This is a genomic window from Streptomyces sp. UF-297, assembly GCF_058245575.1.
Genome location: NZ_JBSIBZ010000048.1, coordinates 15,558 through 27,513 on the forward strand (window position 1 = coordinate 15,558; position 11,956 = coordinate 27,513).

General features: G+C 75.7%; 8 protein-coding genes. 2 read left to right on the forward strand and 6 right to left on the reverse strand.

The window, feature by feature from the left end; translation table 11 throughout:
- The first annotated feature begins 68 nt into the window (after positions 1 to 68).
- Both AC4IJH_RS25045 and AC4IJH_RS25050 read left to right on the forward strand, forming a co-directional pair.
- Positions 69 to 1,301, forward strand: coding sequence for a bifunctional adenosylcobinamide kinase/adenosylcobinamide-phosphate guanylyltransferase (locus AC4IJH_RS25045; RefSeq protein ID WP_490854094.1), 1,233 nt, complete (start codon positions 69 to 71; stop codon positions 1,299 to 1,301).
- 63 nt (positions 1,302 to 1,364) lie between these two features.
- Positions 1,365 to 2,207, forward strand: coding sequence for a class I SAM-dependent methyltransferase (locus tag AC4IJH_RS25050; protein ID WP_490854095.1), 843 nt, complete (start codon positions 1,365 to 1,367; stop codon positions 2,205 to 2,207).
- 72 nt (positions 2,208 to 2,279) lie between these two features.
- On the opposite strand, the gene AC4IJH_RS25055 is transcribed toward AC4IJH_RS25050, so the two are convergent.
- From AC4IJH_RS25055 to AC4IJH_RS25080, 6 genes are all read right to left on the reverse strand, one after another.
- On the reverse strand, positions 2,280 to 3,362 hold the full coding sequence (locus AC4IJH_RS25055) for a class I SAM-dependent methyltransferase (RefSeq protein WP_490854096.1): 1,083 nt from the start codon (positions 3,360 to 3,362) through the stop codon (positions 2,280 to 2,282).
- 5 nt (positions 3,363 to 3,367) lie between these two features.
- A complete protein-coding gene (locus AC4IJH_RS25060; RefSeq protein ID WP_490854097.1) occupies positions 3,368 to 4,423 on the reverse strand; it encodes a class I SAM-dependent methyltransferase in 1,056 nt (351 codons plus the stop codon).
- 39 nt (positions 4,424 to 4,462) lie between these two features.
- Complete coding sequence (locus tag AC4IJH_RS25065; protein WP_490854098.1) at positions 4,463 to 5,632, reverse strand: glycosyltransferase; 1,170 nt, start codon at positions 5,630 to 5,632, stop codon at positions 4,463 to 4,465.
- Positions 5,629 to 6,483 (reverse strand): alpha/beta fold hydrolase, encoded by an 855-nt coding sequence (locus tag AC4IJH_RS25070; RefSeq protein ID WP_490854099.1) that lies wholly within the window; start codon positions 6,481 to 6,483, stop codon positions 5,629 to 5,631. Before AC4IJH_RS25070 ends, AC4IJH_RS25065 begins: the two co-directional genes overlap by 4 nt.
- A 3-nt stretch (positions 6,484 to 6,486) precedes the next feature.
- Positions 6,487 to 6,777: an acyl carrier protein gene (locus tag AC4IJH_RS25075; RefSeq protein WP_490854130.1), complete on the reverse strand. Its 291-nt coding sequence runs from the start codon at positions 6,775 to 6,777 to the stop codon at positions 6,487 to 6,489.
- 72 nt (positions 6,778 to 6,849) lie between these two features.
- Positions 6,850 to 11,955, reverse strand: coding sequence for a type I polyketide synthase (locus AC4IJH_RS25080; RefSeq protein ID WP_490854100.1), 5,106 nt, complete (start codon positions 11,953 to 11,955; stop codon positions 6,850 to 6,852).
- Between the last annotated feature and the right edge of the window lies 1 nt (position 11,956).

The window sequence follows — 11,956 nt, forward strand, 5'->3', positions numbered from 1 at the left end:
CAGCCTAACGGCCGTGTCGAGAGGTCCCCCCGCGCGCCCGCAGGACCCGGACGCGAGAAAATCACCGGGTGGACCTGACTCTCCTCGGCACCGGAGCCCCGCTGGGGCTGCCGCGCCCCGGCTGCCCCTGTGCCGCCTGCGCCACCGCCGTCGGCGGCGAGGCGCGGGCGGCCACCGCGCTGCTCATCGACGGCGCGCTGCTGCTCGACCTCACCCCGGGGCTGGCGTTCGCCGCCGCCCGCGCGGGGCAGTCGCTCGGCGGCGTACGGCAGGTGCTGCTCTCGCACCCGCACGACGGCCCCGCCGTGGAGGTGCCGCCGGGGCTGCCGCAGCCGGGCCGGGTGGCGGACGGGCGGGAGCTGGCGCTGCTGGACGGGCACCGGGTGCGCGCGGTGGCGGTGGATGTGCCGGGCACCGGCTACGAGATCTGCGGGGCGGGCGGGGCACAGGGCGAGCGGCTGCTGTACCTGCCGCCGGGCGCCGCCCCCGCAGGGCTGGGCGAGAGCGAGCGCGGCGACCCGTACGACATGGTGCTGCTGGACGTCCTGGCGCGGCCCGACGCGCTGGCGCGGCTGCGGGCGAGCGGCGCCGTGGACGCGGCCACCGATGTGATCGCCGTGCATCTGGACCACGGCGCGCCGCCGGGGCCCGAGCTGCACCGGCGGCTGGCCGCCGCGGGCGCCAGGGCCGTGCCGGACGGCACCTCGCTGCTGGTCGGGGAGTACCACGAGGTGCCCGATCTGCCGCGCCGCACCCTGGTGCTGGGCGGGGCGCGCAGCGGCAAGTCCGCCGAGGCCGAGCGGCGGCTGGCGGCCTTTCCCGACGTGCTGTACGTGGCCACCGGCGGCACCCGGGACGGCGACGCGGAGTGGGCGGCGCGGGTCTTCGCGCACCGCGAGCGGCGCCCTTCCACCTGGCGTACCGCCGAGACCTGCGACCTGGTGCCGCTGCTGTCCGAAGAGGCCGGGCAGGGGTACGGGGAGGGGGTGCTGCTGATCGACTGTCTGGCGCTGTGGCTGACGCAGGTGATGGACGAGGTCGGGGCGTGGGACGACGAGAAGTGGGCGGCGGGCGGCGAGCGGGCGCTGCACGAGCGGGTGGCCGAGCTGGTGTCAGCCGTACGGACCACCCGGCGGCCGCTGGTCGCGGTGAGCAACGAGGTCGGTTCGGGGGTGGTGCCCGCGACCGCTTCGGGCCGCCGCTTCCGTGACGAACTCGGCCGTCTGAACGCCGCGTTCGCCGCCGAGTGCGAGCAGGTGCTGCTCGTCGTGGCCGGGCAGGCGCTTGCGCTGCGTGGATGACGGACGCCCGCGGGCACCCGTGTCCGCTTGCCTGGGCCCTTGGGGGCGGGTGGTCTTGGGAGGGTGACCGAAACTCAACCCTCAAGAGTCCGGGCCGATCTGAGCGGGGTCCCGGAAACGCTGCTGTGGACGCTCTACAACCGGGCCGCCGAAGCCGGGCACCCCGAAGCGGTCCTGAAGGACCCCAAGGCCCTGGAGCTGATGGCCTGCGTCGACTATCCCTTCGCGGACCGGCTGGGGCCGCCCGACGCGCACTTCTCGCAGATCCAGGGGCTGCGCTCGCGCTGTTTCGACGACGCGGTGCGCGCCTACGTACGCCGCCGTCCCCAGGCCACCGTCGTCGCGCTCGGCGAGGGGCTGGAGACGGGCTTCTGGCGGGTGGACAACGGCCTGCTCAACTGGCTGACCGTGGAGCTGCCCGAGGCCGCGGCGCTGCGCCGGATGCTGCTGCCGGACGGTGAGCGGCGGCGCACCCTGGCCCGCTCGGTGACCGACCACAGCTGGCTGGACGCGGTGCCGAACCCGGAGCGCGGGGTGATCGTCACGGCGCAGGGGCTGCTGATGTACCTCTCCCCGCCCGAGGTGCGCGATCTGCTCGCGGCCTGCGCCGAGCGCTTCCCCGGCGGGCGGCTGGTCTTCGACTCGGTGCCGCGGTGGATCTCGCGGCTGTCCCGGCGCGGCAGGCTCAAGGTCGGCAACCTGCGCCTGCCGCCGATGCGTTGGGGCATGGACGCCGCCGAGCGCCCCCGCATCGCCAGCGCCCACCCCGGCATCGTCGACGTACGGGAGCTGCCGCTGCCCCCGGGCCGCGGCCTGTTCCTGGGCAGCGTCGCGCCCCGGCAGCACCGCATCCCGCTGCTGCGGACGCTGTCGCCGACGATCAGCGAGGTCCGCTTCGGCGGCTGAGGCGGGATGCGGTCAGGGGGCCGCGGCCGGCCGGGCCGCCGCCCCCCCGGCGGCGCCCGCTGCCCGCACGGGTCAGTCGCGGCGGGCGACCACCCGGTAGGCGTTGGCGAAGCGGGTGCGCCGGATGAGTGGGGTGAGCACTGCCTCCGCTACGCCCGCCGCGACCAGGGCGGGCGCCGCGGCGGCCAGCAGCAGCCAGCGCGCCAGGCGCCGGCGGCGGTCCGGCGTGGCCGGCAGCCACGGCGCGTTCTCCCCCGGCAGCCAGCGGTGCAGCATCAGGGCGAGGGCGCCGCTCAGGCTCCCCTGGCCGTGCGGCTCCCGGCGGTCGGTCGCCACCACGGTGAATCCGGTGTGCGCCAAGGCGTCGCAGAGATTGCCGATCGGCACGAAGTGCAGGTGCTGCGGCTGGAGCCAGGGGACCCACCACTTGCCCAGCATCCGCCCGTAGGACTGCGGGTCGGGCACCTCGATCAGCAGGTACCCCCCGGGCCGCAGTACGGCGTGGGCCGCGCGCAGTTCGGCGCGCGGGTCGCCGGTGTGCTCCAGGTAGTGGAACATGCTCACCACGTCGAAGCGGTCCGCCAGCTTCTGGGCCAGTTCGACGAACTGGCCGCGGTGGGCGCGGGCGATCCGGCCGTGCCGCTCGGCGATCTCGACGCCGTCCGAGCAGTCCACGCCCTCGAACTCCGCCCCGGGGTGTACGCGTTGGGCGGCCCCGCAGAAGTGTCCGTGGCCGGTGCCGACGTCGAGCCAGCGGCGCGGCCGGACGTGCGGGGGCAGCGCACGGGCCCGCGCGGCGTAGAGCTTGGCCGCCCGGGCGAACATGAACTCCGAGAAGCGTTCGCCCAGCCCGTCGTACCAGTCGCGGTAGTAGAACTCCAGCCCCGCCTCGTTCAGCCGGGGGTTTTGGAAGATGTGCCCGCAGTCACGGCAGCGGTCCAGGGTGAAGACGCCGGGCTTGTGCTGCATGAGGTCGCCGGTGCGCAGCTGCTCGCGCAGCCGGGTGGAGTGGCACCAGGGGCAGTCGGTGCGCCGCGCTTCGAAGAACCGCTCCGGTCCGTGGGCGAGATCCGCCTGGTAGCGAGGGCGCAGGGCCGCGATCTGCCGGGTGCGGGAGTGCCGGGTGCGGGGGGCGGCGGAGGTTCGGGTGGTCATCGCTGTCAGTCCTTCCGGGCCACGACGCGGTAGGCGTTGGCGAAGCGGCTGCGCCGTACCAGGGGGGCCAGCAGTTGGTCGAGCCAGTAGGAGGCCATCACGGCGGGCGCGGCCACGGCCGTCAGCAGGCGGCGGGCGGCCCGCCGGGCCGCGGTGGGCGGGTGCGGGTGCCAGGGGCTGTCGTCGTGCGGCAGCAGCCGGGCCACGAACAGGCAGGCGGCGACGCACAGGTCGTTGGGGATGTGGGACTCGCGCCGCTCGGCGGTGACGACGGTGAAACCCAGCTCCGCGAGGGCCCGGCAGAGGTTGGCGGGCGGGACGAAGTGCAGGTGCTGCGGCTGGAACCACGGCATCCACCAGCGTCCCAGCACGCGGCCGTACCAGGACTCGGGGTTGGGGACCTCGATCAGCAGATGGCCGCCGGGCCGCAGCGCGGTACGGGCGGCGGCCAGCTCGGCGCGCGGGTCGGGGGTGTGTTCCAGGTAGTGGAACATGCTCACCACGTCGTACCGCTCGCTCAGCTGCGCGGCGAGTTCGGTGAACGGGCCGCGGTGGGCACGTTCGATGCGCCCTTCGCGCTCGGCCTGCGCCACGCCCTGTCCCAGGTCCAGCCCGTCGAAGGCGGTGTCGGGCAGGACCTCCTTGGCGGCGGCGGGGAAGTGCCCGCTGCCGGTGCCCACGTCCAGCCAGCGGGCGGGACGGCAGAAGGGCAGCACCGACCGGACGCTGGTGCGGTGACGCGCCTGGCTGACCGAGGCGTTGAACAGGAACTCCGCCAGCTCCTTGCCCAGGCCGTCGTAGAAGTCGCGGTAGTAGAAGTCCAGGCCGTCGGTGTTCAGCCGGGGGTTCTGGAAGCGGTGGCCGCACGAGACGCATTCGTCGACGACGAAGGTGCCGGGCTTGCGCTGGACGAGGTCACCGGTGCGCAGCCGCTCGCGGAGGGTGGGCGAGGCGCACCAGGGGCAGGTGGCCCGCTGCGGTTCGAAGAACCGGTCGAGGCCGCGGGCGATTTCGGCCTGGTAGGCGGGGCGAAGGGCGGCGACCTCTTCGGTACGTCCCATGGCGGTTCGGTCTCTTTCCGTATGCGGTATGCGGGGCGGTCAGTGGTCGAGGGCGAGCTTTTCGAGGTGGGCGGCCGCGGTGGGGGCGCCGCCCGCGGCCCGGAAGGAGTCGCCGATGCGGCGGGCCGCCAGCGCGTAGGACGGCTCGTCCAGTACCGCGTCCAGGGCGGCGCCGATCTGCCGGCGGCCGGCCCGGCCGAAGCGGACGCGCAGCCCTGCTCCGGCCGCGGTGACCTGTCCGGCGACCACGGGCTGGTCGTCGCGGATCGGGGCGACCACGAGCGGTACGCCGTGCCACAGGGACTCGGCGACGGTGTTGTGGCCCGCGTGGCTGATGACCGCGTGCAGCTGCTCCAGCAGCGGGAGCTGGGGCACCGAGGGCCGTACCAGCACGTCGGGGCCGCCGTCGTCGGGCAGGGCCCCGCCCGGGTCGCTGACCACGGCCTGGAGGCGTCCCGCCCGCTCCCGTACGGCCTGGGCGCACTCGGTGAGGAAGCGGGCGCCGACGTCGGTGTTGGCGGTGCCCAGGCTGATCAGGACCAGGCGCCGGTCCGCCTCGATCCACTCCCAGGGGAAGTCGGGGGCATTCGGCCTGCGCCGTCCCAGCGCCGGGCCGACGAAGGTCGCCCGGGGGACGCCGGGCGGGGGCGGGCCCGTCAGCTCCTCGGTGGTGAAGGCCAGGGTCAGGTACGGGGAGAAGCGCGGGTCGTGCGAGGCGGCGGCCGGGTCGCCGAAGCGGGTGCGCAGCGAGTCGATGAACTGTGCGATCCAGTCGCCGACCCTGGGGATGCCGGCGGTGGAGTCGGTGAGTTCGGCAGAGGTGGTGGCGGAGGTGGCGTACGGGATGCCCAGGCGCTCGGCGACCAGCGCTCCGGCCAGCGCCTGCTGGTCGCTGACGATCACATCGGGCTTGAACTCCCGTGCCGCGGCCTCCACTTGGGGCGCCATGGCCTCGGTGAGCGGGCCGAAGCAGTCCTCCCACAGGAAGCGCAGGGCGGCCACGCCGCGCAGACCGGCCGGGCGCCGGGTGGCCCCGTCGGGCACCGGGCAGGCGAAGACCTCGGCGTCCTCGCCCACCAGGCGCGCCAGCACCGGGGGGTGTCCGGCCCAGGCGACGCGGTGGCCGCGCGCACTCAGCTCGGCGGCGACGGCGGCGGCCGGGTTGACGTGCCCGACCAGCGGCGGGACGACGAACAGGAAACGGCTCACCGCGGTCGCACCCACTCCCCCAGGCACGGGTGCGGGGCCCGCCCGTTGCGCTGCTCGGCGACCCAGTCGATGACGATGTCGCGCATCTCGGCCGGGGTGCCGATCAGGACCGAGTGCTCGTGGCCGGGGACGGAGACCGTACGGCACCAGGGGATCAGCGACTCCAGCCAGGGAGCCTGGGCGACCAGGTCGGACTCGGCGCCGTACACCGCGAGGAGAGGGATGGACAGCTGCCGGATGCGTTCCTCGGTGACCACGTCGCCGGCCGGGATCTCGTCGGCCAGGGTGGTCTCGCGCAGCATCTTGGCGGCGGCCTTGGCCAGGCGGGAGGTGTGGCCGCCGCAGTTGGCCTCGATCCAGGCCAGCGCCATGGGGTGCTGGAGCTGGTCGCGGGAGCGGCGCAGCAGCCGGCCCATCTCGGCGGCCCATTCGGCCGTCGGCGGGGCGGACTCGACCATGACGAGGCTGGCGACCCGGCCGGGGTAGCGCAGCGCGTAGTCGAAGGCGACGGTGCCGCCGAAGGAGTTGCCGACCAGGTGGACCGGGCCGCGGACCTCCAACTCGTCCAGGAGGGCGGCCAGGTCGGCGGTGAAGTGCTGGAGGGTGTAGCCGCTGCGGGGGCGGTCGCTGCGGCCGTGGCCGCGCTGGTCGTACAGGACGACGTCGCAGCCGGCGGCGGTCAGGGCGGGGCCGACGGTGAAGTAGTAGCTGGCGAGGCTGTCGGTGCCGATGCCGTGCACGCACACGACGGTGGGGACGTTGCCGTCCGTGCGCTCGCCCGCGGGCGCGTCCAGGCGTTCGACGTTGAGCTGGAGGCCGCTGTGCACCCCGCCCACCTGCATCCGTGCCATCGCTCAGCTGCTCCGCTCGGTGGCGGGCGCGGCTGCTACCCCGGTTTCTCCGCTGGCGCGCAGGCGGCCCGCGACGTAGCGGACGAGCTGTCCGACGTTCAGCTCGATGATCTCGGGCAGCTCCATCCCGGCGAGGAATTCGGGGAAGTTGACGCGCTCGCCGTAGTGGGCGCGCAGTTCTCCGGCGAGGGTGACCAGGTCGATGCTCTCCAGGTCGAGGTCGTCGGTGAAGCGCGTGCCCATGCCGATCTCCACGTCCGCGAGGTCGTAGTCGCCCAGGACGGAGCGGAGCATCGTGGCGATCTCGGAGAGGATCTGTTCCTCGTCGGCGGCGATGGGGTTCACGTCGGTCAGGCTGGTGTCCACTTAGCCGTTCTCCTCTGGTGCGTGGGTTGCGTCCGTGGCCGCTGGTGTGTCGGTTGCGCCTGTTTCGCCGCTGGGGAGCGGGCCCGTGGTCCAGGCCACGACGTAGCTCCGCTGCGGCAGTCCCGGCGGGTTGCCGGTGCGGGTGTGGTGCACCCGGTACGTGCGGTGCGCGGGGGTGCGCACCGTCAGCTCGCGGTCCGTGGCGGCGAGCACCTCGAACTCCCGCGGGCGGCCGCCCAGTCCGGTCCCCTCGGCCTTGGCGGCGGCTTCCTTGGCGGCCCAGAAGCGGGTGAGCCAGCCGCCGTCCGCCCCGGCCGCGCCCTCAAGGGCCGTGACCAGGTCGCGTTCGGCGGCGGTCAGGGCGGTGTCGTACGTGCCGTCCGGGCGCTCGGCGATCTCCTCGATGTCGATGCCGACGCGCACGCCGGGGCCCGCGGGCCGTACGAGCGCGACGGCGGCCTCCTTGCAGTGCGCCAACGACAGCTCCAGCGGCGGCAGTTGACGGCCGTGGACGCCTTCTGGCCAAGGGCGCCCCGAGGGCTCGTTGCGCACCCGCACCTCCGCGGGGAAGATGCCGGCCGGGTCGCTCGCCCACAGGTGGCGGCGCACCGCGTCCTTGGCGGCGATCCGGCCCAACAGCCACTGCCGCTTGCCGCGCGGCGGGTGCTGGGCGTACTGCTCGCGCTCCGGGCCGCCGAGCTGGTTGCGCATCATCAGGTCGCGGGAGGCGGGGTCGGGCCAGCGCTCGAACACCAGGTGCCAGCCGCCCGGCTGGGCGTCGGAGAGCGTGTTGCGCTGCGGGTGGCGCTTGACGGCGTCGGTCTCCGGGGGCGAGTCGAAGCGCCGGTCCTGCCAGCCGAGGATCTCGGCCCAGACCGTGCCGTCGGGCAGGGTCAGCTGGACGTCGGCGGCCAGCACGGTGGCGGTCAGCTCGGTGATGCGCACCAGGCAGCCGAGCGGGGTGCCGGCCGGCGGGTGCTCGGCGTACCAGCGCAGGTCGCGCAGGCCGACGGGGAAGACCACGGTGCGGTCGGTGTGGGTGGCCATCAGCCAGTAGCCGATGAGCTGGCCCACGTTGTCCAGGAGCGCGCCGGGGGCGGGCGGGGTGACCAGGGTGCCGCGCAGGTGCCGCTCGCCGAGGGCGTCGATGGCGGCCACGCCCTGGAAGAGCGGGCCGTGGAACATCCACCGGTCCTCGTACATCTGCCGGGCGCCGACGGCGGGCGGCCGCTCCGGGCCGAGGCCGCTCCAGGGCCGCGGGCGGGAGGCGGTGGGGTACCCGGGGGCGGTGAGGACGGTGGCGCGGGCGTAGCGCCCGAAGCAGACCTCGATCCCGTCGCCGTCGGCCTCGGGGGCGGCAGCGACCTCGATGTCGAGGGGCGGCTCGGCCACCACCCACTCCAGGAACCGCGCGTCGCGCACCGCGACGGCCCGCTGCCCCGGCCGAAGGCCCTGGGCCGCGTCCGCCATGTGGCCGACGATGGTGGTGGCGGGGACCACCGGCCAGCGGTCGGCCAGTTCGGGCCAGCCCGCGCGCTGCTGGAAGAAGCAGTGGTCCAGGAGGTAGGGCATGGCCTGGACGGAGACGTGGAGAGTGGAGGGGGACAGGGGCGGTGCGGGGGGCTGATGGGCGGCGGGCTCCGGGCGGGCCGGAGCGGAGGGCTGATGGGCGGCGGGCTCCGGGCGGGCCGGTGCAGTGGGCTGATGGGCGGCGGGCTCCGGGCGGGCCGGTGCAGTGGGCTTACGGGTGGCAGGCTCCGGGCGGGCCGGAGCGGGCGTCGCGGGTACGGGGCGGGTGCGCGGGGCCGCCTCGAACAGGGCGACGGCGGTGTCGGCGGTCTCCGTCAGCAGCGCGTGCAGTTCGGCGGCGGCCGGGAACCGCGTGGCCAGATCGGCCAGTTGACCGCTTCCGGCCGTGGTGGCGCTCCTGGCGGCCGCGGGGGCGGCCTCCCGGAGCCCGGCCCGCAGCGCGTCCCGTACCGCGGGGTCCAGTGACACCAGTCCCGCTCCGAGGTCGAGGCGCACCGTGCGGCGCGAGGGCGCGGCAGGGGCGGGCGCCGCCTCGTCCGTCACCGCCGCGGCCTGTTTCACGGAGGCGTACGCGCTCGACGTCGCCGTTTCCGACCGGACCGGCACCCCGGGCGCCGGGGGCCGCGCGGATCCGTTCCGCTCGGCGGACGCCGGATCGGCGCCGACGGCGGCGGACGCCGGGCCGCTGCCGACGGGGCCGGACGCGGGACGCGCCGCCCCGGCCGATGCCCGCCGCGTCCCCGGCGCGGCCAGCGCGCCGAAGTCCGGATCCGCCCCGTACGCCCACAACCCCGCCGCCACGCGCAGCAGTTGGGGCAGACCGTCGCGGCGGGGACTGTTGGCGGTGACGGCGAGGTGCGGGCGCTCGCCGAGGGTGTCGTCGACCAGGGTGCTCAGCTGGCCCCCGCCGACCTGGACGAAGGCGCGAAAGCCCGCCGCGTACAGCGCCTCGATCAGCGGGCGGAAGCGGACCGGCTCCAGCAGGTGGCGCACGAACAGCTCGCGCACCGCGGCGGGTTCGTCGGGGAAGGGCGCGGCCGTGGTGCCCGACCAGACCGGGACGCTCTGGCGGTGCAAGGTGAAGCCCTCGCTCGCGCGCTGGATGGGGCCGAGGTAGGGGGCGAGCATCGGGGTGTGGAAGCCGGAGCGGAACGGCAGCACCTGGCCGAGGACGCCGTCCGCGCGCCGGCTGGCCACGAAGTCCTCGACGGGTGCCGCCGGGCCGCAGACGATGGACTGCCGGGGCGCGTTGTCGTGCGAGAGGACGATCCCGGACCACTCGGGGCGGCGGGCCAGGCAGGCGCGGATCTCGTCGGCGGGGGCGCCGAGCGCGGCGAAGGCCAGGCCCGGGACGTCGAGGACGGCGGGGTCGAAGGCGTCGAGGAAGGTGTCCACCTCGTCGTCGGCGAAGATGCCGCCGGCCACCATCGCGGTCCACTCCCCCACGCTGTGCCCGGCCACCGCGTCCGGTACGACGCCGATGCGGTGCAGTGCGGCGGCCAGCAGGCGGCCGACGGCGACCACGGCCGCGCCGTGTGCGCCGATCTCGCCCACGCTGACGTCCTTGCGGCCGGTCCTGGGCAGCCCGAAGTGGTCGGCGATGTCGTCGGTGCGGGGCGCGAACTCGGCCTCCAGGCCGGGGAAGACGAAGGCGGTACGCCCGTCGGCCAGCGGCCGGTCCGGCGCGTACCAGACGTCGCCGCGCCCGCCCCAGGGCCGCTCGCGCGCGGCCGCCTTGCGGGCGAGCCCCAGGCGCTTGGCGGTCGGCCCGACCAGCGCGAGCCTGCTGGGGCCCCCGGGGCCGTACGCCTGTCCGTCACCGCCGGGCAGCGCCGCGGCCCGCAGGACGGCGTCCTCGGCGTCCAGCAGCGCGGCCAGCGCCCCGGGGCCGGGGGCGGCGAGGCGCAACACGGCTTCGGGCTCGGCCACTTGGGCGCGCGCGGCAGCGGCCGGTTCGGCGGCGGCCGGTTCGGGAGTGGGCAGGGCAACGGTGGCCGGTGCGGCGGCGACCGGCGCGGGAGTGGGCAGGGCGACGGCGGCCGGTGCGGGTGTGGACAGGGCGACGGCGGCCGGTGCGGCGGGCAGCGCGACGCCCGCCGGTGCGGCGGCGGGCAGCGCGACGCCTGCCGGGTCTCCGGTGCCGGGCGCCTCTTCCAGGACGACATGCGCGTTGATGCCGCCGAAGCCGAAGGCGTTGACGGCGGCGCGGCGCGGGGCGCCACCGGGGCGGGCGTCCCAGGGGCGGGGGGTGGCCAGGGGGCGGAAGCGGGTGGCGGCCAGGGCGGGGTGGGGGTCCTCGCAGTGCAGGGTGGGCAGCAGGACGCGGCGGTGGACGGCGAGGGCGGCCTTGATCAGGCCCGCGATGCCGGCGGCCGGCATGGTGTGGCCGATCATCGATTTGACCGACCCGATGACAGGGGCACCGGAGGCGTCACCGGCCACAGCCGGGCCGAACACCGCAGCCAGCGTGGCGAGTTCGGCCGCGTCACCGCTGGGCGTACCGGTGCCGTGCGCCTCCAGCAGGCCCACCGAGCCGGGCGCCGCGGGGTCCAGGCCCGCGGCGCGCCAGGCGAGCCGCACGGCCCGCTCCTGCCCGCCGGGGTCAGGGTTGACCAGGCTGGCGGCCCGCCCGTCACTGGCGATGCCGGTGCCGCGGATGACGGCGTAGACGCGGTCCCCGTCGCGCTCGGCGTCCGCCAGCCGCTTGAGGGCCACCACGCCGGTGCCCTCGCCCATCAGCACGCCGTCGGCGCCGCGGTGGAAGGGGCGGATGCGCTGGGAGGGGGAGAGCGCGCGCAGCTGCGAGAAGACGCTCCACAGGGTGATGTCGTGGCAGTGGTGCACGCCGCCCGCCAGCATCATGTCGCAGCGCCCCTGGGCCAGTTCGGCCACCGCGTGGTCGACGGCGATCAGCGAGGAGGCGCAGGCGGCGTCGACGGTGTAGGCGGGCCCGCGCAGGTCGAGGCGGTTGGCGACGCGGGAGGCGGCGAAGTTGGGCACCAGCCCGATGACGGACTCGGGGCTGTGCGGGCCCAGTGCCTGGGTGAAGGCGCCGCGGACCGCGGCGATCCGCTCGTCACTCAGCTCCGGCATCAACTCCCTCAGCGTACGGGCGAGTTGGGAGGCGGTACGCACCCGCTGGTCCAGCCGGGCCAGGCCGGAGGTGAGATAGCCGCCGCGGCCCAGGATCACCCCGATACGGGAGCGGTCGGCGGGCAGCTTGCCCGTGCCGCCCGCGTCCGCGACGGCGTCGGCGGCCACCCGCAGCGCGATCAGCTGGTCGGGTTCGGTGGCGGCCACCGAGCCGGGCATGATGCCGAAGGCCGCGGGGTCGATCTCGGCGTGCCCGTCGACGAAGCCGCCGCGCCGGCAGTAGATCGCCTCGGGTCCCTCGCCGTCCAGGGGGTAGTGGTCGGGGCCCCAGCGGTCTGCGGGCACGTCCGTGATGGAGTCCACGCCGTCGAGAAGGTTGTGCCAGTACGCGTCCAGGCTGCCCGCGCCGGGCAGTACGGCCGCCATCCCGACGATGGCGACCGGCTGCCCCGGCGCTGCGCCCGCGGTGGTCGTGGTGCTCATC